Origin of the sequence: Hydrogenophaga sp., assembly GCF_026125785.1 — a bacterium.
Classification (GTDB): domain Bacteria; phylum Pseudomonadota; class Gammaproteobacteria; order Burkholderiales; family Burkholderiaceae_C; genus Hydrogenophaga.
In genome coordinates, this window is record NZ_JAHCKL010000018.1 from 54,070 (window position 1) to 77,373 (window position 23,304).

The 23,304-nt window shown below is 67.6% G+C and carries 25 protein-coding genes, 2 pseudogenes and 1 riboswitch; of the genes and pseudogenes, 17 read left to right on the plus strand and 10 right to left on the minus strand.

The features are described from left to right. Positions 1-154: 154 nt before the first annotated feature. Together KIT53_RS20295 and KIT53_RS15425 are read left to right on the plus strand one after the other, a co-directional pair. A pseudogene (locus tag KIT53_RS20295) lies at positions 155-1,711 on the plus strand (excinuclease ABC subunit A); the annotation flags it as partial. After that, positions 1,711-2,031 (plus strand): hypothetical protein, encoded by a 321-nt coding sequence (locus tag KIT53_RS15425; RefSeq protein ID WP_297754203.1) that lies wholly within the window; start codon positions 1,711-1,713, stop codon positions 2,029-2,031. The pseudogene KIT53_RS20295 and the gene KIT53_RS15425, both read left to right, overlap by 1 nt. Before the next feature lie 12 nt (positions 2,032-2,043). Here the strand turns inward: KIT53_RS15425 and KIT53_RS15430 are convergent, their stop codons facing one another. Genes KIT53_RS15430 through KIT53_RS15440 form a run of 3 tightly spaced genes read right to left on the minus strand, consistent with a single transcriptional unit; the run spans position 2,044 to position 4,464 of the window. After that, entirely contained in the window at positions 2,044-2,424 is a 381-nt protein-coding gene (locus KIT53_RS15430) for a hypothetical protein (protein ID WP_297754205.1), read from the minus strand. Positions 2,425-2,455: 31 nt separating this feature from the next. After that, positions 2,456-3,664, minus strand: coding sequence for an MFS transporter (locus tag KIT53_RS15435; protein WP_297754207.1), 1,209 nt, complete (start codon positions 3,662-3,664; stop codon positions 2,456-2,458). Next, positions 3,661-4,464: an HAD-IIB family hydrolase gene (locus KIT53_RS15440; protein ID WP_297754276.1), complete on the minus strand. Its 804-nt coding sequence runs from the start codon at positions 4,462-4,464 to the stop codon at positions 3,661-3,663. Before KIT53_RS15440 ends, KIT53_RS15435 begins: the two co-directional genes overlap by 4 nt. 61 nt (positions 4,465-4,525) lie before the next feature. Then, positions 4,526-4,613: riboswitch (S-adenosyl-L-homocysteine riboswitch) on the plus strand. A gap of 62 nt (positions 4,614-4,675) precedes the next feature. Between KIT53_RS15440 and ahcY the strand changes: the two genes are divergently transcribed. The 5 genes and pseudogenes from ahcY to KIT53_RS15465 all read left to right on the plus strand — a co-directional run bounded on the left by ahcY (position 4,676) and on the right by KIT53_RS15465 (position 9,002). Next, on the plus strand, positions 4,676-6,112 hold the full coding sequence (gene ahcY, locus KIT53_RS15445; protein ID WP_297754210.1) for an adenosylhomocysteinase: 1,437 nt from the start codon (positions 4,676-4,678) through the stop codon (positions 6,110-6,112). A 102-nt stretch (positions 6,113-6,214) separates the two neighbouring features. Beyond that, positions 6,215-6,979, plus strand: coding sequence for a TlyA family RNA methyltransferase (locus KIT53_RS15450; protein WP_297754213.1), 765 nt, complete (start codon positions 6,215-6,217; stop codon positions 6,977-6,979). Between the two features lie 17 nt (positions 6,980-6,996). After that, complete coding sequence (gene metF, locus KIT53_RS15455; RefSeq protein ID WP_297754216.1) at positions 6,997-7,827, plus strand: methylenetetrahydrofolate reductase [NAD(P)H]; 831 nt, start codon at positions 6,997-6,999, stop codon at positions 7,825-7,827. Positions 7,828-7,961: 134 nt separating this feature from the next. Next, positions 7,962-8,243, plus strand: a pseudogene (locus tag KIT53_RS15460) (septal ring lytic transglycosylase RlpA family protein); the annotation flags it as partial. Between the two features lie 150 nt (positions 8,244-8,393). Continuing rightward, entirely contained in the window at positions 8,394-9,002 is a 609-nt protein-coding gene (locus KIT53_RS15465; protein ID WP_297754218.1) for an OmpW family outer membrane protein, read from the plus strand. Between the two features lie 13 nt (positions 9,003-9,015). Here the strand turns inward: KIT53_RS15465 and KIT53_RS15470 are convergent, their stop codons facing one another. The 5 genes from KIT53_RS15470 to paaA are packed head-to-tail and all read right to left on the minus strand — an operon-like array spanning position 9,016 to position 12,850. Then, complete coding sequence (locus tag KIT53_RS15470; protein ID WP_297754222.1) at positions 9,016-10,125, minus strand: 2Fe-2S iron-sulfur cluster-binding protein; 1,110 nt, start codon at positions 10,123-10,125, stop codon at positions 9,016-9,018. A 12-nt stretch (positions 10,126-10,137) separates the two neighbouring features. Further along, positions 10,138-10,626, minus strand: a complete 489-nt coding sequence (gene paaD, locus KIT53_RS15475; RefSeq protein ID WP_297754225.1) for a 1,2-phenylacetyl-CoA epoxidase subunit PaaD — start codon at positions 10,624-10,626, stop codon at positions 10,138-10,140. A gap of 13 nt (positions 10,627-10,639) precedes the next feature. Then, positions 10,640-11,485 carry a 1,2-phenylacetyl-CoA epoxidase subunit PaaC gene (paaC, locus tag KIT53_RS15480; RefSeq protein ID WP_297754229.1) on the minus strand — a complete coding sequence of 282 codons (846 nt, stop codon included), beginning with the start codon at positions 11,483-11,485 and terminating at the stop codon, positions 10,640-10,642. 52 nt (positions 11,486-11,537) lie between these two features. Then, the gene (gene paaB, locus KIT53_RS15485; RefSeq protein ID WP_297754231.1) at positions 11,538-11,831 is read right to left on the minus strand and encodes a 1,2-phenylacetyl-CoA epoxidase subunit PaaB; all 294 of its coding nucleotides are present in this window, start codon (positions 11,829-11,831) and stop codon (positions 11,538-11,540) included. Then, entirely contained in the window at positions 11,828-12,850 is a 1,023-nt protein-coding gene (gene paaA / locus KIT53_RS15490; RefSeq protein ID WP_297754234.1) for a 1,2-phenylacetyl-CoA epoxidase subunit PaaA, read from the minus strand. Before paaA ends, paaB begins: the two co-directional genes overlap by 4 nt. A gap of 213 nt (positions 12,851-13,063) precedes the next feature. Here paaA and KIT53_RS15495 point away from each other — a divergent pair, with 213 nt between their 5' ends. Then, positions 13,064-13,678: a CAP domain-containing protein gene (locus KIT53_RS15495; protein WP_297754237.1), complete on the plus strand. Its 615-nt coding sequence runs from the start codon at positions 13,064-13,066 to the stop codon at positions 13,676-13,678. A gap of 5 nt (positions 13,679-13,683) precedes the next feature. On the opposite strand, the gene rlmJ is transcribed toward KIT53_RS15495, so the two are convergent. Next, positions 13,684-14,598 (minus strand): 23S rRNA (adenine(2030)-N(6))-methyltransferase RlmJ, encoded by a 915-nt coding sequence (gene rlmJ / locus KIT53_RS15500; RefSeq protein WP_297754238.1) that lies wholly within the window; start codon positions 14,596-14,598, stop codon positions 13,684-13,686. Between the two features lie 199 nt (positions 14,599-14,797). Here rlmJ and KIT53_RS15505 point away from each other — a divergent pair, with 199 nt between their 5' ends. The 9 genes from KIT53_RS15505 to erpA all read left to right on the plus strand — a co-directional run bounded on the left by KIT53_RS15505 (position 14,798) and on the right by erpA (position 22,430). Continuing rightward, the gene (locus KIT53_RS15505; protein WP_297754242.1) at positions 14,798-16,285 is read left to right on the plus strand and encodes an NAD(P)/FAD-dependent oxidoreductase; all 1,488 of its coding nucleotides are present in this window, start codon (positions 14,798-14,800) and stop codon (positions 16,283-16,285) included. Next, a complete protein-coding gene (locus KIT53_RS15510) occupies positions 16,282-17,478 on the plus strand; it encodes a peroxidase-related enzyme (RefSeq protein ID WP_297754245.1) in 1,197 nt (398 codons plus the stop codon). Before KIT53_RS15505 ends, KIT53_RS15510 begins: the two co-directional genes overlap by 4 nt. Before the next feature lie 40 nt (positions 17,479-17,518). Then, positions 17,519-18,469, plus strand: a complete 951-nt coding sequence (locus KIT53_RS15515; protein WP_297754247.1) for a tripartite tricarboxylate transporter substrate binding protein — start codon at positions 17,519-17,521, stop codon at positions 18,467-18,469. A 147-nt stretch (positions 18,470-18,616) separates the two neighbouring features. Next, complete coding sequence (locus KIT53_RS15520; protein WP_297754250.1) at positions 18,617-19,618, plus strand: tripartite tricarboxylate transporter substrate binding protein; 1,002 nt, start codon at positions 18,617-18,619, stop codon at positions 19,616-19,618. A gap of 135 nt (positions 19,619-19,753) precedes the next feature. After that, complete coding sequence (rplM, locus tag KIT53_RS15525; RefSeq protein ID WP_297754253.1) at positions 19,754-20,191, plus strand: 50S ribosomal protein L13; 438 nt, start codon at positions 19,754-19,756, stop codon at positions 20,189-20,191. A gap of 12 nt (positions 20,192-20,203) precedes the next feature. Then, complete coding sequence (gene rpsI / locus KIT53_RS15530; protein WP_297754256.1) at positions 20,204-20,596, plus strand: 30S ribosomal protein S9; 393 nt, start codon at positions 20,204-20,206, stop codon at positions 20,594-20,596. 102 nt (positions 20,597-20,698) lie between these two features. Beyond that, positions 20,699-21,406, plus strand: a complete 708-nt coding sequence (locus tag KIT53_RS15535) for a DUF6776 family protein (RefSeq protein ID WP_297754258.1) — start codon at positions 20,699-20,701, stop codon at positions 21,404-21,406. 149 nt (positions 21,407-21,555) lie between these two features. Next, positions 21,556-21,951 carry a polymer-forming cytoskeletal protein gene (locus KIT53_RS15540; protein WP_297754261.1) on the plus strand — a complete coding sequence of 132 codons (396 nt, stop codon included), beginning with the start codon at positions 21,556-21,558 and terminating at the stop codon, positions 21,949-21,951. Between the two features lie 113 nt (positions 21,952-22,064). Further along, the gene (gene erpA / locus KIT53_RS15545; protein ID WP_297754264.1) at positions 22,065-22,430 is read left to right on the plus strand and encodes an iron-sulfur cluster insertion protein ErpA; all 366 of its coding nucleotides are present in this window, start codon (positions 22,065-22,067) and stop codon (positions 22,428-22,430) included. Between the two features lie 77 nt (positions 22,431-22,507). Here the strand turns inward: erpA and KIT53_RS15550 are convergent. After that, positions 22,508-23,304: M23 family metallopeptidase (locus KIT53_RS15550; RefSeq protein WP_297754267.1), on the minus strand; the 797-nt coding region annotated here is incomplete at its 5' end.

Here is a 23,304-nt window from a genome sequence, read left to right on the forward strand (position 1 = left end):
CGGGGTCGGTGGCCCTCACGCTCCGCCGCTGCGCGGGTCGCTGCCCCCCGAGGGGGCTGACCCCGCCTTGGGGCGGCCCGGCGGTGGGGTCGGTGGCTCCCACGCTCCGCCGCTGCGCGGGTCGTTGCTCGCCGAGGGGGCTGTACCGTCCGCGCTGACGGGCCGCGAAGCTGGCATTGCGCGCGACCTGCTGCCCGAGATCGAGAGTCGGCTGGCGTTCCTGGAGGAGGTGGGGTTGAACTACCTGACGCTGGACCGTGGCGCGCCCACGCTCAGCGGCGGCGAGGCGCAGCGCATCCGCCTGGCTGCGCAGTTGGGCAGCAACCTGCAGGGCGTGTGCTACGTGCTGGACGAGCCGACCATCGGCCTGCACGCACGCGACAACGCCATCCTGCTCAATGCGCTGCACAAGCTGGGCGAGCAGGGCAACACCCTGGTGGTGGTCGAGCACGATGAAGACACCATACGGCGCGCCGATCACATCATCGACATCGGCCCCAGCGCGGGCAAACGCGGTGGCCGTGTGGTGGCGCAAGGCACGGTGGACGATCTGGCCGCGACACCGGACTCGGTCACCGGGCGCTACCTGCTGCACGCGATGAAGCATCCCCTGCGGCCGCGCCGCGATGTGCAGGGCGCCAAGGACCTGCCCTGGTTGCAGTTGCGTGGCGCGCGGCTGCACAACCTGGACCGGCTCGATGCCGACGTGCCCTTGCAGCGCCTGGTGGTCATCACCGGCGTGAGCGGCTCGGGCAAGTCCACGCTCGCGCGCGACGTGCTGTTGGCCAATGCGTCCAGCGCCGTGGCGATGCGCGCCACGCAGGCCGGGCGCACCGCCTGGGACAAAGGGCAGCGTCCCGCCTGGATCGGCTGCGAGCGGCTGCTGGGTGCGGAGGTGGTGGACCGTGTGCTCGAAGTCGACCAGACGCCGATCGGCAAGACACCGCGCTCCTGTCCGGCGACCTACATCGGCTTCTGGGACACGGTGCGCAAGCTGTTCGCCGACACGCTGGAGGCCAAGGCGCGTGGCTACGGGCCGGGCCGGTTCAGCTTCAACACCGGCGAGGGCCGCTGCCCGGCCTGCGAGGGCCAGGGCATGCGCACCATCGAGATGAGCTTCCTGCCGGACGTGAAGGTGCCCTGCGAGGTCTGCCACGGCGCGCGCTTCAACCCCGAGACCCTGGCCGTGACCTGGAAAGGCAAGAGCATCGGCGACGTGCTGCAGATGGAGGTGGACGAGGCGGTGGACTTCTTCGCCAGCATGCCTGCCATCAGCCACCCGCTGCAACTGCTCAAGGACGTGGGGCTGGGCTACCTGACGCTGGGCCAGCCCAGCCCCACGCTCTCCGGCGGCGAGGCGCAGCGCATCAAGCTGGTGACCGAGCTGAGCAAGGTGCGCGACGACGTGGGGCGCCGCGGCCAGAAGGCGCCTCACACGCTCTACGTGCTGGACGAACCCACGGTCGGCCTGCACATGGCCGACGTGGAAAAACTGATCCGCGTGCTCCATCGCCTGGTGGATGGCGGCCACAGCGTGGTGGTGATCGAGCACGACCTGGACGTGATGGCCGAGGCCGACTGGATCATCGACCTCGGCCCCGAAGGCGGGGCGGGTGGCGGGCGCATCGTCGCGGCCGCCCCGCCGGACGAGGTGGTGCGGCTGGGCACGCACACCGGGCGTGTGCTGGGACCGGTGCTGAACCGGGTGTGATGCGCACGGACCAGGTCATCCACATCCACCCCGATGCGCCGGCCAAACCGGCCTTGGGCGCACCCTGCAATGGCTGCGGCGTGTGCTGCCTGGCCGAACCCTGCCCGCTGGGGCAGGTCATCTCGCGCCGCCGCCTGGGTGCGTGCGATGCGCTGCGCTGGGACGCCGGGCAGAGCCTCTACCGCTGTGGCGTGCTCAGCGACACGCGGGCGCTGCTGGGGCCGCGCTGGCGCTGGGCCGCGCCTTTGCTGCGCCGTCTGGCGCGGCGTTGGATCGCGGCCGGCAAGGGTTGCGACGCCACGCTGGACGTGCCCGGCTGAGCGCTTCGGCCGTCAGCGGGCGAGCAGCCAGATCACGCCCAGCCCCAGGAGCATCACGGCCCAGATCAGCATGCGCGTGCGCACGCGCAGCAGTTCCACGGCGCTCACCAGGCGCGCGTTCTGTTCCGCCAGTTCGGCCAGCGTCTGGGTCAGTTGCTGCTGAGTCTGCGCCTGCTGGTCGATGAGCTGGCGTGCTTCCACCAGGCGGTTCTTCAGTTCGCCCAGGCTGGGCGGCGCATCGCCCAGGTCCAGCGGGGTGGGCGCCGGGGTGGCGATGGGCGGTGCCTTCTGGCGGTCCAGCAGCTTGCGGGCTGCGCCGAGCACCTTGGGCGCGTGTTCGATCACGTCGCCCCAGGGAATCACTTTCAAGGCGGCCAGCCAGGGGATGGGCATGGGAGTGTCCTTTCGTGTGGGTGGGAGCCGCTTACGCCCGTCGGGTTCCCGCAGATGGGGGCAGCCGCCTCGGTCTCAACAGCCAGCAGCCGAGCCCGGCGATGCCGACCAGCAGCGCCGGGAAACCCACCGCCGGAGCCCACTGCAGTGCCGCTGCGCCCCATGCGGGGGCCAGCACGCCGCCCAGCGTGTAGGACAGCACCAGCACCGCGGTGCTGTTGACCAGGGTGATGCCGGTCTCGCGCGAGCCGATGTCGATCATCGCCAGCGTGTACAGGCAGCCGCCGGCGCCGCCCCAGAGGAAGGCCACGGGGGCGGCCAGCCAGGGCGTGCCTGCCGCGAAGGGAATGGCCAGCGTGGCCAGCAGCGTGATGACCGCGCACGCCCGCAGCAGCCGCAGGCGCGCGCCGCGCGCATCGCCCCAGCGCTGGCGTGGGTGATGGGCCATGCGGTCGGCCAGCATGCCGGCTGGCAGCATCATCAGTGCGCTGCCCAGGCCGCTGGCCGACACCAGCAGGGCGGCGGCGGTGGCGCCCAGGCCCAGTGCCAGGCCGTAGAGCGGCAGGATGGCGGTCAGCCCGCTTTCGAAGAAGCCGCCGACGAAGCCCACCGTCATGATCAGCGGATGCGCGCGCAGCGCATGCCACACGCCTCGAAGCCCGACGCGCGCACTGTGCGCATCGGCCGCATCGGGCAGGCGCGGTATCAGCAGGCTCCAGAGCAGGCCGGCGGCCATGAAGGCCAGCGCGGCCCACAGCGCGGCCGCGCTCTGTGCGCCGACCCAGGCCAGCAACAGTGGGCCGAGCACGAAGGTGGTGCCGACCATGGTTTCGAAGATGCCCACGTAGCGGCCGCGCTGGCCAGGCGGCGAAAACTCCGCCACCACCGCCTCGGCCAGCACCCAGCGCAGGCCCGAGGCCATGCCGCCGGCCAGGTTGAAGACAAACCACAGCGGCAGCCAGGCCGTGAGTGTGAAGCCGGTGGTGGTGAGCACCGGGATCAGCGCGGCCAGCCACAGCGTCGGCCGCCGCCCGATGCGCTGGGTGATGGCCGAGGCGAAGGGCGTCATCAGGAAGACGCCCAGCCAGGCGCTGGCGGCGAACACCCCGGCCAGCGCGGTGGACACACCGTCGGCCTTGAGCCGCAGGATCAGCAGGGGCGTGAGCATGAAGTAGCCCACCAGTTCCAGGAACGTGGAGCCGAAGATGGCGAACAGACCCAGCCGTGCCGGATGGTTCATGCGCGGGTCTCCAGGCGCGCGTCCAACACCGCGCTCACCACTTCGGCAAAGCCCGCGCCCCGCTCGCCGCGCGTCACATACCGGGGCTTGTGGGGCAGGGCGTCCTGGAAACGCGCGATATTGGCCACGCCCACGCTGTGGGGGAAGTGGGCGAACATGCGCGCGTCGTTGGTCGAGTCGCCGACGTAGACCCAATGCGGCAACTCGGCATCGAGGTCGCGGCCCAGGCGCTCGCGCACGATCCAGCGCGCGCCGACCAGCTTGTCGTGGTCGCCGATCCAGCCGTTGATGTGGATGGAGCTCACCGTGGCATGCAGTCCGGCGGCGCGCATGAGCGCCACCACGCGGGCAACGGTGGGCGCGTCCAGGTGGTGGAATTCGCTGTGGTCTATCGCGATGTCGGTCTCCCGTCCGGGACTGTCCTCGGCCAGGCGGGCCTCGGGGATGTCCGCGCGCACCTGGGCCGCCACCGCCTGCAGCCGGGCGAAGTTGGCCGCGCGGGTGGCGGCGTCCTGCAGGTAGGCGCGCGCCAGTCCCCCGCCCGCATCGCGCCAGAGCGCCACCGCGCCGTTCTCGGCCACGATGGCGTCCACCGGCCAAGCCAGCGCAAAAGGCGCGCTCCAGCCTGCGGGTCTGCCGGTGATGGCCATCACCGGCAGACCCGCGGCGCGCAGCCTTTGCAGCGCAGCCAGTGCGGGCGGCGTGATGGCGCCTTCGGTGGTCAGGGTGTCGTCGATGTCGGTCAGCACGCCGTGGATGCGGGCGCGGGCGTCGACGGGCCAGAGGTCTAGGGGCAGCATGTCCATGGGCGTCCGGCAGTTTCTCACAGGCGCGCCCGGGCATTCCTCGGCTAAAATCCCGCCATCCGAGGAGCGTTGCAGCGCCCCACCGGCACCGGCCGGCAGCGGGCGTGAGGCTCGGACCATCCATGCAACGACGCTCATCCACACCTCGTGCGATGAGTCCATTTCGCCCCGAGCTGTGGTTTTCAACCATCTGGAGCGAACAACCATGAATGCACGTCTGAACAACCCCGCGAACACCGACTGCGTGATCGCCGACATCGGCCTGGCCGAGTGGGGCCGCAAAGAGATCAGGATCGCCGAGACCGAGATGCCCGGCCTCATGGCCATCCGCGAGGAATACGCCGCCAAGCAACCGCTCAAGGGTGCGCGCATCACCGGCTCGCTGCACATGACGATCCAGACCGCGGTGCTGATCGAGACCCTGCAGGCGCTGGGCGCACAGGTGCGCTGGGCCTCCTGCAACATCTTCTCCACCCAGGACCACGCGGCAGCCGCCATCGCCGCCGCCGGCACCCCGGTCTTCGCCGTCAAGGGCGAAACCCTGGTGGACTACTGGGACTACACGCACCGCATCTTCGACTTCGGCGCCAAGGGCACGGAAGGCGAGGGCCCGAACATGATCCTGGACGACGGCGGCGATGCGACGCTGCTCATGCACCTGGGCAAGAAGGCAGAGAAGGACGCTTCCGTGCTGGCCAACCCCGGCAGCGAAGAAGAGCGCATCCTGTTTGCCGCGATCAAGGCCAAGCTAGCCGAAGACTCCAGCTGGTACAGCCGCAAGAGCGCACAGATCATCGGCGTGACGGAAGAGACCACCACCGGCGTGCACCGCCTAAAGGAAATGGCCGCCCGGGGCACCCTGATGTTCCGCGCCATCAACGTCAACGACTCGGTGACCAAGAGCAAGTTCGACAACCTCTATGGCTGCCGCGAGTCGCTGGTGGATGGCATCAAGCGCGCCACCGACGTGATGATCGCCGGCAAGGTGGCCGTGGTGGCGGGCTATGGCGACGTGGGCAAGGGGTCGGCCCAGGCGCTGCGCGCGCTCTCGGCCCAGGTCTGGGTGACCGAAATCGATCCCATCAACGCCCTGCAGGCCGCGATGGAGGGCTACCGCGTGGTGACCATGGCGTACGCCGCCGACAAGGCCGACATCTTTGTCACCACCACCGGCAACCGCGACGTCATCACCTACGCCCACATGGCGGCCATGAAGGACCAGAGCATCGTCTGCAACATTGGCCACTTCGACAACGAGATCCAGGTCGCCGAGCTCGAGGCCAAGTGCCAGTGGGAAGAGATCAAGCCGCAGGTCGACCACGTGATCTTCCCGGATGGCAAGCGCATCATCCTGCTGGCCAAGGGACGCCTGGTGAACCTGGGCTGCGGCACCGGCCATCCCAGCTTCGTGATGTCCTCGTCCTTCGCCAACCAGACCATCGCGCAGATCGAACTCTTCACCCACGCCGACAGCTACGACCTGGGCAAGGTCTACGTGCTGCCCAAGCACCTGGACGAGAAAGTGGCGCGGCTGCACCTCAAGAAGGTGGGTGCCCAGCTGACCGAGCTCACCGATGAGCAAGCCGCCTATATCGGTGTGCCGAAGCACGGCCCCTACAAGCCGGACACGTACCGGTATTGATGCGTCGCCCGGCAACCGATGGCCGTCCGGCCTGAGCCTTTCGAAGGCCCCTCAGGTACTTCGCGGGCTCCGTGCGGACGGAACGGGTTGCGTTCGAGTGGTATGCGTGCCGATCAACTTCTCGTGGAGCGGGGCCTGGCGGCCACGCGCTCGCAGGCGCAGCGGCTGATCGCCGCTGGCGTGCGATGGCGCCAGGCCGGTGGGGGCTGGAAGACGGTGGCCAAGAACGGCGACGAGCTTCCGGGCCTGGCGGAACTGGAGCTTCTGGATGCCGCCGAGACCCGCTTTGTCTCGCGTGGCGGCCTCAAGCTCGACGGTGCCCTGGCGCATGTGGGGCTGGACGTGAGCGGACTGCGCGTGCTCGATGTGGGCCAGAGCACCGGTGGCTTCACCGACTGCCTGCTGCAGCACGGCGCGGCGCAGGTGGTGGGTGTGGACGTGGGGCAGGGCCAGTTGCATGCCTCGCTGCGGAACCATCCGAGCGTGGTCTGCATCGAGAAGTGCAATGCGCGCGAGCTGAGCGCACAGGCGCTGCGGGACGCGGGCGGTGCGCCGCCCTTCGATCTGGCGGTGGGCGACCTGTCGTTCATCTCGCAGACGCTGGTGTGGCCGGCCATCGAGCCCTTGCTGGTGCCTGGTGGCCATTTGCTGATGCTGGTCAAGCCGCAGTTCGAGCTGCAGCCCGGGCACATCGGCAAAGGCGGACTGGTCAAGGACCCGGCGAGCCTGGAGCGGGTGCGCGAACGCATCGCCCAGGCCTGCGTGGCACAGGGCCTGGCGCTGCGCGACTATTTTGAAAGCCCGATCACCGGGGGTGACGGCAACCGTGAATTCTTCGTGTTCGCCCAGGTGGGTGAACGCGTCTGACGCAAGGAGCAGCCTGCATGGCACTGCCATTGAGTTTCGAGTTTTTTCCGCCCAAAACGCCCGAGGGCGCCGTCAAGCTGCGCGCCGTGCGGCAGCAGCTCTACATGCTGCGGCCCGAGTTCTGTTCCGTCACCTTCGGCGCTGGCGGCTCCACGCAGGACGGTACCTTGCAGACCGTCACCGAGATCATGGGCGAGGGCTGTCCGGCCGCGCCGCACCTGAGCTGCATTGGCCAGTCGCGCGAGAGCATCCGTGAACGCCTGGCGGCCTACTCGGCGGCGGGCATCCGTCGCATCGTCGCCTTGCGCGGCGACTTGCCCAGCGGCTACGGCGTCGGTGGCGAGTTCCGCTACGCGAGCGACCTCGTGGCCTTCATCCGTGCCGAGACCGGCGAGCGCTTTCACATCGAGGTGGCGGCCTACCCGGAGACCCATCCGCAGGCCCGATCGCCGCAAGCCGACCTGGAGGCCTTCCTGGCCAAGGTTCGTGCGGGCGCGGATTCGGGCATCACGCAGTACTTCTTCAATGCCGACGCCTACGCCCGCTACGTGGACGACCTGCACCGCCTCGGCGTGGACGTGCCCGTGGTGCCCGGCATCATGCCCATCACCAGTTCCACTCAGCTCATGCGCTTTTCCGATGCCTGCGGCGCGGAAATCCCCCGCTGGGTCCGCTTGCGGCTGCAGGCCTTCGGTGACGACACCGAGTCCATCAAGGCCTTCGGGCTGGACGTGGTGAGCGCGCTGTGCGAACGCCTGCGCGCCGCGGGTGCGCCGGGGCTGCACTTCTACACCATGAACCAGAGCGCGGCGACCACCGCGATCGTGCAACGCCTGGGCCTGGCATGAGCCTGCGGCCCGCGCTCACGCTGGCGTTGGCCACCCTGCTCTGGCTGGGTGGTTGCGCCACGCGTGCGCCGGACCTGCCTTCACTGCCGCCGGACGCGCCGCAGCCGACGGGCACCGTGGGCGTCGATGAGATCCAGCGCGGGCTGGCATCCTGGTATGGCGAGACCTTTCATGGGCGGCGCACCGCGAGCGGCGAGGTCTTTGACATGAACGACTTCACCGCCGCGCACAACTCGCTGCCATTTGGCACGCAGGTCCGCGTGCGCCACGCCACCACCGGCCAGGAGGTGGTGGTGCGCATCAATGACCGGGGGCCGCATGTGCGCGGGCGCATCATCGACCTGAGCCGGGCGGCCGCGGCTTCCATCGGCGTGGTGCAAGCTGGCGTGGCGCCGGTGGTGTTGCTGCGCGATTGATGCAGAGCCTTCGCGGGTTGACCTGCGTCAAAGGCCCTTGATCCTGCAGACGGGTTCTGCAGCCGCTTGACCTGGGTCAACGCCCTCGTGTCGCACGGCACCTGTAATGGTCGCGGGAATCTTCCCGTTTCTGGTTGTCAGACGATCATCATGAAAAAACCTCTCATCGCCATCGTTGCCGTGGCATCGCTCTGTGTGGCGGCCTCGGGTGCCGCCCATGCGCAGGACTTCAAGGAGGGCACGCTGCTGGTGCGCGCCCGTGCGGTGCACCTGGACAGTGCCAACAAGGACAGCACCGGACTGGGGCTGGCCATCAACAACAAGACCTTGCCCGAGGTCGACTTCAGCTACTTCTTCAACCGCAACATCGCGGCCGAGCTGATCCTCACCGTGCCGCAGAAGCAGACACTGAGCTCCAATGGCGTCGACATCGGCAGCCTGCGGCATCTGCCGCCGACGCTGACGTTGCAGTACCACTTCGACACCGCGTACGGCATCAAGCCTTACCTGGGCGCGGGCATCAACTACACGCGCTTCAGTTCGGTGAACGTGCTCGGTGGCGCGGCCGACGTGAAGCGCAACAGCTTCGGCCCGGCGTTGCAGGTGGGCGTGGACATTCCGCTGGCCGACAAGCTCTACCTGAACGTCGATCTGAAAAAGGTCTTCATTCAGACCGACGTCAGTGCCGGTGGCACCCAGCTGGGTACCTTCAAGGTCGATCCTTTGCTGCTGAGCGTGGGCCTGGGTTGGCGCTTCTGAGCACGGGGCTGCATCAGCGCTCGTCGTAGCTCACCACCACATGGTCGCTGGTGGGTCTGGCCTGGCAGCTCAGCACGAAACCCTGGCTGGTTTCCCAGGGTTCCAGCGTGAAGTTCTTGTCCATGGCCACCGAGCCCTCCAGCACCTTGGCGCGGCAGGTGCAGCACACACCGCCCCGGCACGACCAGGGCAGGTCCAGGCCGGCGTCCAGCGCCACGTCCAGCACACGTTCGTCGCGGCCCATGCGCAACGCATGCGGCTTGCCGTCGAGCACCACGGTCAGCGCCACTTTGCCGGAAGTGGAGAGCGCCGGGTGGCCGAGTTGCACACGCTCGCGCTGGGCACGTGGCAACGCCTCCAGCGTGGGCGACGTGAAGCGCTCGGCATGGATGCGTTCTGGCTTCAGGCCGGCGCCCAGCAAGGCCGCCTCGGTGGCTTCGATCATGGCCTCGGGGCCGCAGACAAAGACTTCGTCCATGCTGGCCACGGGCAGCAGGGCACCGACGATGGCGCGCACCTTGTCGCCGTCGATGCGGCCTTCGAGCAGGGGCACTTCCTGCGCCTGGCGCGACAGGATGTGAATCAGGGTCAGCCGGTCGCGGAAGCGGTCCTTGAGGTCCTGCAGGGCTTCGTTGAACATCACGCTGGCCATGCGGCGGTTGCCATAGACCAGCGTGAACTTGGCGGTGGGCGACTCCTCCAGCGTGCTGGTCATGATGGAGAGAATGGGGGTGATGCCCGAGCCGGCCGCGAAACCCACGCGGTGCAGGGCGCGCGGCCGGTGCACGGTGAAGCGGCCGTCCGGTGGCATGGCCTGCAGGGTGTCGCCGGCCTTGAGCGTGCCCGCGGCCCAGTTGCTGAAGACGCCGCCCTCCACCGGCCGTATGCCCAGCGTGAGTTCGCCCCGCGTGGTGTAGAGGCTGCGGGCGCTGCTGATCGAATAGCTGCGTCGCACATCCTGGCCGTCGATGCGCGCACGCACGGTGAGGAACTGTCCGGGCTCGAACGCGAAGGCCTCGCGCTGCGCTGGCGGCACCGCCAGCGTGATGGCTACCGCACCCACTGCCTCGGGGTTGACGCGCGCGATCGGGAGCTCGTGGAAGCGGGCGGTGACAGGGCTCATGGTGGGGCTCGCTCAATACGATTTGAAGAGGTCGAAAGGCTCCAGGCAGTCCAGGCAGCGGTACATGGCCTTGCAGGCGGTGGAGCCGAACGGCGAGGTTTCGGTGGTGTGTGTGGAGCCGCACCGTGGGCAGGCCACAGCTTCGCGTGGCGGCTTCCTGCGCGAGAACGTCAGCGGCTGGGGGCCGCCGCGTGGCGGAGGCGCGATGCCGAAGGCGCGCAGCTTCTCACGCGCGGATTCGCTTATCCAGTCCGTGGTCCAGGCCGGCGCGAGCTGCGTGACCACGCGCGCCGCCAGGCCCGAGCGCGCGAGCGCGGCATGCACATCGTCTTCAATCTGCCCCATGGCCGGGCAACCGCTGTAGGTTGGCGTGATGACCACCTCGGTCACGCCATCGGCAGCGGTGCGCACCTCGCGCAGGATGCCGAGTTCTCGCAGGCTCACCACCGGTATCTCCGGATCGCAAAGCGCATCCAGTGTGGTCCAGATGGCGTCGTGCATGGCGCGCATGGCCTTACCAGACGGCCTGCGGGTGCGCGCGTGCCAGGCTTTGCATCTCCGCCAGCAGAAAACCCATGTGCTCCGAGTGCACGCCATGCTTGCCCTGCGTCACGTAGCCGCCGGCTGGCGGGCGCTGCAGGCATGCCTCGGCCAGCGTCTCGTCGACCAGGGCGTCCCAGTCCGGCCGCAGCGCCGCCGTCACGACACCCGAGCCGTTCTGCACCGCCTGCGCCTCGGCCTCGCAGCCTGTCCAGAACTCCTGCGTGCAAGGCAGCAGGTGCGCCAGAGCGGCCTGCGCGCGTTCGTGCGACTGTGCCGTGCCATCGCCCATGCGCACCAGCCAGTCGCCTGCATGGCGCAGGTGGTAGCGCGCCTCCTTGAGCGACTTGGCCGCGATGGCGGCCAGTTGCCTGTCCGACGAGGTTTGCAGCCTTTCCCACCACAGCACCATGAGCGCGCCATAGAGGAAGTTGCGTGTGATCGTGGTGGCGTAGTCGCGGTCGCCGGCCGCGGGGCCCGCCAGCGGGCCGTGGTGGGGCAGTTCCAGCAAGGTGAAGTTGCGGAACTCGGCAACGTCGCGGAAATAGGCCAGCGTGTCTTCCGTCACCGCGCCTTGCGTGCGGGCGCCCTGCAGGTGCGCGAAGCGCCTGGCCAGCGCGGCGTCCGTGTTGATGTTTGACGCCGCGTGCTGATAGAGCAGGCGCGCCTGTCCCAGCAGGTCCAGGCTGTGGTTGGCCAGCGCCAGGTCCTCTTCCAGGATCGGACCATGGCCGCACCATTCGGCGTTGCGCTGACCCAGCACCAGCGCGTTGTCCGCCAGGTGCAGCAGGTAGTCGACAGGGGCGGTGGCTGTGTTCATGCGGCCTTTCCTGGCGTTGAACGTGAAACGCCCTTCGCCAACAAACCTTCCATCACATGTGCCCCACTTTGTCGGGGATCTCGTAGAACGTGGGGTGCCGGTACACCTTGTCCGCCGCCGGGTCGAAGAAGCTGTCCTTGCTGTCGGGTTCGCTGGCCGTGATGCTGCTGGACTGCACCACCCAGATGCTGACGCCTTCCTGCCTGCGGGTGTAGACATCGCGCGCCAGGTGCAGCGCGTGCTGCGCATCGCTGGCGTGCAGGCTGCCGCAGTGCTTGTGCTCCAGTCCCTGTTTGCTGCGAACGAAGACTTCCCACAGCGGCCATTCCTTGAGCGGGGTGTTCATGCGGCCTCCTTCAGGGCGCGTTCCTGCTGCTTGCGGGCATGGGCCAGCGCGGCCTCGCGCACCCAGGCGCCGTCGTTCCAGGCCTTCACGCGCGTGGCCAGCCGCTCCTTGTTGCAGGGACCGTCGCCATTGACCACGGCCCAGAACTCGTCCCAGTCGATCTGGCCGTAGTCGTGGTGACCGCGCGCCTCGTTCCAGCGAAGCTCTGGGTCGGGCAGGGTCACACCCAGCACTTCGGCCTGGGGCACCGTGGCGTCGATGAACTTCTGGCGCAGGTCGTCGTTGGAGATGCGCTTGATTCCCCAGCGCATGCCCTGCACGCTGTTGGGGCTGTCGGCGTCGGGGGGGCCGAACATCGCCAGGCATTTCCACCACCAGCGGTTCACGGCGTCCTGCACCATGGCCCGTTGTTCGGCCGTGCCCTGCATCATGGTCATCAGCGCCTCGAAACCCTGGCGCTGGTGGAAGCTCTCTTCCTTGCAGACGCGGATCATGGCCCGCGCATACGGGCCATAGCTGCAGCGGCACAGCGGAATCTGGTTCATGATCGCCGCGCCGTCCACCAGCCAGCCGATCACGCCCACGTCGGCCCAGGTCAGGGTCGGGTAGTTGAAGATCGAGCTGTACTTGGCGCGGCCGCTGTGCAGCGCGTCGAACATCTGGTCACGGCTGGTGCCCAATGTTTCCGCCGCGCTGTACAGGTACAGGCCGTGGCCGCCCTCGTCCTGCACCTTGGCCACCAGGATCGCCTTGCGCTTGAGGCTGGGCGCGCGCGAAATCCAGTTGCCCTCCGGCAGCATGCCCACGATCTCGCTGTGCGCATGCTGGCTGATCTGGCGCACCAGGGTCTTGCGGTAGGCCTCGGGCATCCAGTCGCGGGGCTCGATCTTGCCGTCGGCGTCGATCACCGTGTCGAAATGGGCCTGCCGCGCGGCATCGGCCGGGTCCTGAGAGGCGGGGACCGCCTTGACCGCGCTGGCCGATGCCCCGTCCGGGACATTGAAAGACTGGGTGTACATGGGGCGTCGTCTCCTCGCGGAAGGCCGCGTCCGAGGCAGTATAGCGAATTAGCCGACCAATCGGTCGGCTAATCGGGGGCAACGAGATCGGGGTTTGTCCGGCCTTCACCACCGTTTGCACATTCGCTTACCCGGCCTTCCGCCGGCGCCCCTAGAGTCTTGTCCATGCCTATCCACGCGTTTCCTCGGCCCTCGCGCTGTTCTCCCGGCCTCATGGCCGCTCTGCTGGCCTGCAGCCTGGTGCTGGCGGCCTGCGGCGGCGGGGGGTCTGACGACAGCACGTCCGCCGCCTCCACGCCGTCGGGCACCATTGGTGCGACGCCGGCCACCGACACCGGGTCGTCGTCAGGGGCGGGTGGAAGCGCCAGCGGCCTGGTGGCGCTCGACGCCAGCACCAGTTGCGGTCTGGCGGACTTCCGCAACAGCCTGCTGCAGCAGATCAATGCCGCTCGGGCCTCGCCGCGCACCTGCGGCACCACCGCCATGCCCGCAGTCGACCCGCTGAACTGGGACGATCGCCTGTTCTCCGCAGCGGCCAAACACTCGCGGGACATGGCGGTCAACAACTATTTCTCCCACACCGGCCTGGATGGCCGCACGCACTCCCAGCGCATTGCCGCCGAGGGCTACGCCTGGTCGTGGACCGGGGAGAACATCGCTGCCGGGCAGCAGACCGTGAGCGCCGTCATGAGTGGCTGGCTGGGCAGCGCCGGCCACTGCGCCAACATCATGCGGGCGGAGTTCCGCGACGTGGCGGTGAGCTGTGTGCAGCAGGCTGGCAGCACCTATGGCCGCTACTGGACCATGGTGTTGGCACGTCCCCAGTAGGCTCCTCAGCCGCCGGATTCCAGGGCCTGGCCCTGGCCCTTGCCCCGGCCCAGGTGGCCGAGCAGTTGCGGCAGCGCTTCGGCCAGTGTGGCCTTGAGCGTATGGGGCGGGTTGATCACGAACATGCCGCTGGCGGTCAGCCCAGGCCGGTCGTCCGGGCCGTCGGCCGGATCGCGGCCTATGGCCAGGGTGGCGTGCAGCCAGGGCCGCTGCGCCTGGTTCGAGAGGGTTTTCAGCCGCCGGGGCAGTTCGTGTGCCTCTGGCCGTGGGATCACCGGGTACCAGACGAGGTAGGTTCCGGTCGGAAACCGCTTCAAGGCGTCTTGCATGCAAGAACTGACCTTGGCGTAGTCGCTCTTGATTTCGTAGCTGGGATCGATGAGCACCAGGGCGCGCTTGGAGCCGGTCGCCGATGGCGGAGGGGGCAGCAAGGGCCGCAGGGCTTCGAAGCCGTCCTGGCGTGCAACAGCGATCTGCCGCCCCGCGCCGAGCTGCTCGATGTTGCCGGCCAGCGTGCGGCTGTCGGTCGGGTGCAACTCGAACAGCTTGAGCCGGTCGCGCGATTCGGTCCGCATCAGTGGGTGCATGACGAACGGCGACCCGGGGTAGACGCGCAGCGTGCCTGAAGGGTTGTAGCTGGCGATCAGGTCCAGGTAGTCGTCAATGGCCGTGGCAGCCGCCGCCGGGGCTTGTCCGTGCGGTCGCAGGGTGGCCATGAGCTTGACCACCCCGTCCCGGGCTTCCGCGCCGGTTTGCGCGTAGTCCCCGTCCAGCCTGTACAGCCCGGCGCCCGCGTGGGTGTCGATCAGCGTGATGCCCGCTTCCTTGCGCATCAAGTGCCGCAGTGTGGCGATCAGGGTGATGTGCTTGAGCACGTCGGCGTGGTTGCCGGCGTGGAATGCATGGCGGTAGCTGAACATCGTCCGATGGTAGCGGGTTGTCGGGCGCGTTCGGTGAGCCTGCGAAATGGCACCGTGCGTGCACCTTGTTCTCGCAACGCTCCATGGAAAGGGATCACATTGCCTGAAGCATCAACAAATGAGTATGAAATACCCATTTGGCGCTTGTTCCATGGAAATATTGAAATGATGTTCCAGTTCGGAACGATAGACTGCAGACATGATTCTGCACTCTCGTACGCCTTCGGAAGGCCTGGCCGACCTGGAGGCCCGGCTGAAACAGGACTTGGCCTGGCTGGGCTTGCCGCCCCGGCCCTGGATGCCGCCAACCCGGGAGGGCGTGCTGGATGTGGCCATCATCGGTGGCGGGCAAGCCGGACTGGCCGCCGCCACCGCGCTGCGCCACGCCGGTATCGCGCCGGTGGTTTTCGATCGGTCTCCGGAAGGTTTCGAAGGGCCTTGGGCCACCACGGCGCGCATGGAAACCTTGCGCTCGCCCAAGGAGCTCACCGGTCCGGCACTGGGTTTGCCCGCCCTGACGTTCCGGGCCTGGTTCGAAGCCCAGTTCGGAGAAGCGGCCTGGCAAGCGCTGGACAAGATCCCGCGCTTGCAATGGATGGACTACCTGCGTTGGTACCGCCGCGTGATGGAGGTGGACGTCCGCAACGAACACCGTCTGGTGGCGATCCAGCCTCGGGCCGATCGCCTGGTGGCGTTGACCATCGAGACGGCCCAGGGTTGCCAGGACTGGCTCGCGCGCCGCGTCGTCCTGGCCACCGGGTTTGCCGGTCTGGGCGGGCCGTCGGTACCGGATTTCGTGACCGGCCTGCCGCCGGACCGATGGGCGCATTCCTCGGACACCATGGACTACCGCCTGCTGGCCGGCCAGCGCGTGGGCGTGGTGGGCGCAAGCGCTTCGGCGATGGACAGCGCGGCCACGGCGCTCGAATGCGGTGCCGCCAGCGTGGACATCCTGATTCGCCGCAAGGACTTTCCCCGCGCCAACAAAGCCAAGGGTGCCGGCAATCCGGGCCTCTCGCACGGACACGTTCAACTGCCCGACGCGTGGAAATGGAAGATCCGCCAGTACATCAACGCCGAGCAGACGCCGCCGCCGCATGGCAGCACCCTGCGCGTCTCGCGCCATGCCAACGCGCGCTTTCACTTCGCTTGCCCCATCCAGGGCGCCCGGCTCGACGGTGGCGCGCTGCAGGTGGACACGGGCAAAGGACGGATCGAACTGGACTTCCTGATCTTCGCCACCGGCTTCCGGGTGGACTGGAACTTTCGCCCCGAGTTCGCCCTGCTGGGCCAGCACCTGAAAGCCTGGCGCGATGTGTACCAGCCGCCGGCCGACAAGCAGGACGCCAGCCTGTCCGAGATGCCTTACCTCGGGCCGGTGTTCGAGTTGCAGGAGCGGGTTCCCGGGACGCTGCCCGGGCTGGACCGCGTGCACTGCTTCTGCTTCCCGGCGCTGCTCACGCACGGCACGGTCGCGGGTGACATTCCCGGCATCAGCATCGTCGCCCGCCGCCTGGCCGACGGCATGGCGGCGCAGTTCTACGCTGAAGACCGCGACTTCCACTTCGCCAACATCCAGTCGTACGCGGAGCCCGAGCTCTATGGGTACGAGTGGACACCCGCCGGCCCGCTGGCCGCGCCTGCTTCGCCTTCCTCCTCGCAACCGTCCATGGAACCTCACACATGACCGACACCTCCACCGCCAACCGCCCTGCTGACCTGATCGACCGTGCCGCCGGGCTCGTGGCGGGCTCCGCCACGCACACGTTGCGGCACCAGCGTGACAAGGTCGTGGCCACCGCGCAGCTCAGTCACGACGCCATGCTGGATCCCTCGCTGACCGACCTGTCCCTGTCGCATCGGTTGCTGGTGGCGCTGTACGCATGCCGGCTCACGCCGTCCCCCGCACTGGCCGGGCACTACCGCGATCGTGCGCTGGACGCTGGCGCGGATCCGGTGCTGGTCTCGCTGGCCGACACCGGGGCCGCTCCACAGGCCTTTGCCGACCCATCGCTGCGCGCCATGATGACGTTCGCCCGCATCCTGACCGAACGGCCCACTGAGGGAGACAAGGCCGCACTCATGCAACTGCCGGCCGCCGGACTGTCCACGCCCAGCACCGTGCTGCTGGCACAGCTCATTGCCTTCATCTCGTACCAGACACGCCTGGTGTCGGGCTTGAAGGCCCTGAAAGCCGCCCAGGAGGACGGTACGCTGGCGGTTTCGCCCATCGCGGATGCGGCACCCGCCGCGGACAAGGTCGGCATCCTGGCCAACGAGCATCTTTCCGTGGGCGCCCTCATCGAGGCGCATGGCTTCACCAACGCGATGCTCAAATGGCGCGCCTGGCTCGACGTCGTGCGGATCGACCAGGCCACGCCCGAACAGCTCGCCGCGCTGGACGCCGCGCACCAGACGGCGAAGACCTCGGACTACTACCTCTTGCTGGCCCACCAGCCGTCCATCCTGCACACGCGTTCCACCGCCTTCAACGCGGTGATGTACGCCCCGCGCGGCCTGCCACGCGCCGAGCGCGAACTGGGTGCGATGGCCGCCTCGCGCATCAATGGCTGCGTGTACTGCTGCTCCGTGCATTCGCGCTTCTTCGAGCAACTGGCCAAGCGCAACGACGTGGTCGCGCAGTTGTTCGAGGACCCCCACACGGCCGGTGCATCCGCGCGCGACCGCGCGATCATCCGCTTCTCGACCGCGCTCACGCTCCAGCCGGGCGAGCTCTCGGCGCAGCACCTGCGCCCCTTGCGCGAAGCCGGGCTCACCGATCTGGAGATTCTCGACCTGGTTCATTCGGTGGCCATGTTCGGCTGGGCCAACCGCCTGATGGCCAACCTGGGCGAACCTTACCTGGCCGAAGCCGCCTGAGCAAAACATCACCCCGTACGACAACCGACAGGAGCTGACGATGAAAAGAATCCGTTGCATGGGCGCCATGCTGACTCTCTGGGCGTGCATGGCGGGCGCGCAAGCGCAGCACACCACGATCGTGGTGCCGGCAGGCGCAGGCGGGCAGGGCGACACGATCACGCGCTATTACGCCGATCGCCTGCAGACGCGTCTGGGCGAGTCTGTGATCGTGGACAACAAGCCCGGGGCTTCCGGGTCCATCGCGGCCTCCATGGTGGCCCGCGCGCCGGCCGATGGCCGGACCCTGTTCATGGCGATGGGTGGTGGCCCGCTCACCATCATGCCTTTCCTGCGCGAGCGCATGCCCTACGACCCTGCGAAAGACCTGGTGCCGGTGGCCATGGTGGCCGACCTCGCGATGGCGATCGCAGTGCGCCAGGACAGCCCCTACCAGACCATCGGCGACCTGCTGCAGGATGCGCGTCAGCGTCCGGGCCAGTTGAGCGTGGCCAATACAGGCGTGGGCTCCATCTCCCACCTGCTGGGTGAGTTGCTGGGCCAGTCCACCGGAACCAGCTTCCTGCACGTGCCCTTCCAGGGCATTACCTCGGCCTTCACCGAGGTGCTCGGTGGCCGCGTGGATGCCTTCACCTCCACCTCCGTCGCGCTCGAGGAACTGGTCAAGGCGGGCAAGCTGCGCGTGCTTGCCACGTTCTCCCAGAACCCGCTGCCCAGCGCAGCCGGTGCGCCCACCGTGGCCCAGGCCTTGAAAGTCGACGGTCTGGCGGTGCCGCTGTGGTTTGGCTTCTTCGCCCCCGCCAAGACGCCTGCGGCCAAGGTGTCGGCCCTGGCCGCTGCCGTGCTCGACATCTGCCGCCAACCCGAGACGCAGCAGCAGTTCAAGGAAATCGTGGCTTGCGCCGGGCCGGCGGATTTCGCCCGGGCCGTTGAACAGGACCGCGAGCGCTGGCGCGAGACCATCCGCAAAGCCAACATCAAGACGCAGTAAGCCTGCCCCTGCGCAGGCGGTTGCGGCCGACCTGCGACCGTCCTGCGTCCCCGTCCCCCGCGTTCTTCCCGCCGGGCGCTCGCCGCCGGCGCGGTTGCGCGTGCCCGCTTTCTCTTCCTCCCCCCTCCCAGAAAGGACGATCCGCGCATGACAACCAGAACCTCCCTCCTGCGACGCCGGTGCCTGCTGAGCCTGGCGGCCGCCATGGCGGCACTGGCAGGCCCAGCGCTCGCGGCCGACGCAGCCTATCCCCAGCGCCCCGTGAAATTCATCGCCCCGGTCCTGGCGGGCGGTGGCACCGACCTGTTCGCTCGCCGGCTGGCCGAACACGTCGGTCCGCTGCTCGGCGGCTCGGTCATCGTCGAGAACATCGCGGGTGCCGGCGGCAACATCGGTACCCAGGCGGTCGTCCGCGCCCCCGCCGATGGCTACACCGTGGCGGTCGGCACGACCGGCACCCTGGTCGTCAACCTGCTCACCGCGGCCCCCGGCGTACCCACGCCCTCGTTCCGCGATCTGGTGCCGGTTGCCATCGTGGGTACCCAGTCTCTGGCCCTGGTGGTGAACAACGACGTGCCCGCGCGCAACGTGGCCGAACTGGTCCGCTACCTGCAGACCGACAGCCGTGAGCACTCCTACGGCACCGTCGGTACCGGCGGGTTCATCCGGCTGACGACCGAGCTGTTCATGGAAAAGGCCGGCAACATCCGGATGACGCCCGTGCCCTACCGGGGTGGGGCCGCTGCCCTGACCGACCTCATGGGCGGCCACATCCAGGTCTATTTCGATGCCATCAGCGGCTCGCTCGCCAACCATCGGGCAGGCAAAGTCCGCATGCTCGGGGTGACGGGGCGCCAGCGCTCGCCGGCCGTGCCCGATCTGCCGACCATCGCCGAGGCGGGCGTGCCCGGTTTCAACGCCGAGACCGCCTACCTCATCGCCGTGCCTCAGAACACCCCGGAGCCGGTGGTGAGCCGGTTGCGCAGTGCCGTCATGAAGGCTTTGCAGGATCCTGCCTACGTCGCCGCCTTGCGCGAGCTCGCCATCGAGCCCGCCCCCCTGGCCGCCCAGACCGACGCCCGGGCCTACCTGGAGGGTGAATACCTCAAATGGAAGCCCATTGCCGAGCGCCTCGACATCCACCGCTGAATTTCGTACAATAGCGGGCTTCGCAGCGATCTGCCTGCTCCGCGGCGAAGCAACCATATCCCACCTAAGAGCGCTCCTCCAGAGAGCGGCCGACCGTGGAAAAGAGCGGCCAAACCACCCTTCGCGAGAAGACTCATGACCAAAACGTTCAGCGCAAAACCCGCTGACGTGAAGCACGAGTGGTTTGTGATTGACGCGACCGACAAGGTCCTCGGACGAGTTGCCAGTGAAGTGGCTCTCCGACTGCGCGGCAAGCACAAGGCCATCTACACGCCTCACGTCGATACCGGCGATTACATCGTCATCATCAACGCAGCCAAACTCCGCGTCACGGGCACCAAGGCCCTGGACAAGGTGTACTACCGCCATTCGGGCTTCCCCGGCGGCATCTATGGCACCAACTTCCGCGACATGCAGGCCAAGCATCCTGGCCGTGCGCTCGAGAAGGCCGTCAAGGGCATGCTGCCCAAGGGTCCGCTCGGCTACGCCATGATCAAGAAGCTCAAGGTGTACGGCGGTGCGGAGCATCCGCACACCGCCCAGCAGCCGCAAGTGCTGGAAATCAACGCCTAAAGGAGCCTCGAGATGATTGGTGAATGGAACAACGGCACTGGCCGTCGCAAATCCAGCGTCGCTCGCGTCTTCCTGAAGAAGGGCAGCGGCAAGATCACGGTCAATGGCAAGGACATCCAGGCCTACTTCGGCCGCGAGACCTCCATCATGATCGCCAAGCAGCCCCTGCTGCTGACCAACCACGCCGAGACCTTTGACATCCAGGTCAACGTGCACGGTGGCGGCGAGTCGGGCCAGGCCGGTGCGGTGCGTCACGGCATCACCCGCGCTCTGATCGACTACGACGCGGCGCTCAAGTCCGAGCTGTCCAACGCCGGCTTCGTTACCCGCGACGCCCGCGAAGTGGAACGTAAGAAGGTCGGCCTGCGCTCCGCACGCCGCCGCAAGCAGTTCAGCAAGCGCTAAGCGCAGCCGGACGCCCACGCAGAAACCGCCTACAAGTCAGACTTGGGGCGGTTTTTGCATTCAGGGCCCTGGTTTCCTTTTCTTGCACTTTGAAAGGTTTGCATGCGTTTTCGCCTGTTGCGCAGACGGCTCACGGTCAGTGCACCGATGGTGTCGGTGCGCAGCAGGCTGCCCTGGCCGCTGCGCTGGCTGCTGGGCGCGGTCATGCTGGGCTTTTCGGCCGCGCTGGCGGTGTGGTCCTTCGAGTTTGGCAAGGACATCGCGGGTCTGGACCGCAACGCGGCGCGCGAGCTTGATCAGTTGCGCCGCGAGGTGCAGGTCCTGCGGAGCGACCTGAAAGAGGCGCAATCGGTGGCCAACACCTCTGAAAGCCTGCTGATCACCGAGCGCAGCACCCAGGAACAGCTGATGCTGCAGATCCGGCAATTGCAGGCCGACAACCAGACCCTGCGCAACGATCTTGGCTTCTTCGAGCGCCTCATCCCAGGCTCGGGTACCGACGCGCTGAGCATTCGGGGCCTGCAGGCCGAGCGGGTCTCGGACACGCAGCTCCGCTGGCAGGTGCTCATGATGCAAGCGAGCAAGAACGCGCCCGATTTCAAGGGGGCCCTGGAGGTCACCTTCGTCGGTACCGTGGCCGGCAAACCCTGGAAAGCCACCCAGGCGCCGACACCTCAGCCGGTCCTGATCAAAGGCTATCTGCGCATGGAAGGCCTGGTGGACGTGCCCGCGCAGGCCGTGGTCAAGAATGTGACCGCCAGAATCCTGCAGGGAGGTTCCGTGCGGTCCATGCAGAGTGCCAATCTCTGAATGCATGCCGCTCGTCGTCGTGCAAGCGGGCATGCCGCCTGACGTGGCTATGCTCTGTCCCTTGGCTTCGCGCGCCTGAGACGGCGCTGTTTTTACCCTTTCGCACCGGCCACCCTGGGTGCGAACATGATCCCCCGGAGGACATCACCATGTTCAACAAGAAGAAGCAGCCGCCCATCAAGAGCCTGATCGCCCAGGGCACCCGCATCGAGGGTCATGTGTATTTCCATGACGGCCTTCGCATCGACGGCGAGGTCGTCGGCGACATACGCGCCAGCGACCAGCAGTCCAGCATCCTGGTGGTCAGCGAAGTGGCCACGGTCACCGGCCAGATCCACGCCGACCACGTCATCATCAATGGCCACGTCAAGGGCCCGGTTCTGGCCTTCGAACTTCTTGAACTGCAGCCCAAGGCCCGCATCGAGGGGGACGTGTCCTACAAGGCGCTGGAAATGCACCAGGGTGCCACCATCAGCGGCCAGCTCAAGCCCATGGCCAGCGTCGACGACAAACCCACACTGAAACTGGCGGCAAACAACAGCTGAGCGCTGCCTGAAGGCGTTTTCCATTAGCATGCCGCCTTGTCCCCGGGTGAACCGCACCCACCTTGATTCCATGGCCGATGGTTCGGCCAACCCCCTACCCCGAGAGGTGATCCATGAGCGCCGTGGCCGAAAACATCCCCACTGAAATGCCCGCACCGCTGATCTTCACGGACAGCGCTGCCGCCAAGGTCGCTGAACTGGTGGCCGAAGAGGGCAACCCCGACCTGAAGCTGCGCGTCTTCGTGCAGGGCGGCGGCTGCTCCGGCTTCCAGTACGGTTTCACCTTCGACGAAGTGGTCAACGACGACGACACCACCATGACGAAGAACGGTGTCTCGCTGCTGATCGATGCCATGAGCTACCAGTACCTGGTGGGCGCCGAGATCGACTACAAGGAAGATCTGGAAGGCGCACAGTTCGTCATCAAGAACCCCAACGCCACCACCACCTGCGGTTGCGGTTCGTCGTTCTCCGCCTGAGGGCGCCACTGCCCGCATAACGACAAAGGGGCCCATGGCCCCTTTGTCGTTGGAGATGCGGCGCTGAGCCGTCGCGTCTATTCCAGCGCAGCGAGATTCAACTCGCGGATCTGCTCGAGACGCTCGACCATGTCGCGTGCCGCGGTCTGAAACGCCGGGCGCAGCTGGGCGGTGATGGGTGGACCGGGTTGGGGCGCGCTGCGCAGCGGATCCACGTGCAGACCGTTGACGTGGAATTCGTAGTGCAGGTGCGGGCCGGTGGCCAGTCCGGTCATGCCCACATAGCCGATGACTTCGCCTTGCTGCACGCGGGTGCCGGCCCTCAGATCCCGCCGGAACCCGGACAGGTGCGCATATACGGTCTGGATGCTGTTGGCGTGGCGCAGGACGATGACGTTGCCGTAGCCTTTCTGGTGCCCGACCGTGGCGGCAACCGCATCCGCCGTGGCACGCACCGGCGTTCCGACCGGCGCGGCGTAGTCGATCCCCTTGTGGGCCCGCCATTTCTGCAGGATCGGATGGAAACGTGCGGTGGTGAAGCCGGACGTGATGCGGGAGAACTCCAGGGGCGACCGCAGGAAGGCACGGCGCATGTTGCGGCCGTCCGGCGTGTAGTAGCTGCCGCGGCCGTTCGGGTCCTCGAAATAGACGGCGCGCAGTACCCGTCCCTGATTGACGAATTCCGCGGCCAGGATCCGACCCGGCCGTACAAATTCGCCGTCAGCCTCCAGGGCTTCGTACATGATGGAGAAGCGGTCGCCGCGCCGCAGGTCCCGGTAGAAGTCCACGTCGCCGGAGAACACCTCGGCCATCTGCACGGCGATGGCATCAGGGATGCCGGCGGCATCGGTGGCACCGAACAGTGAAGTCTGGA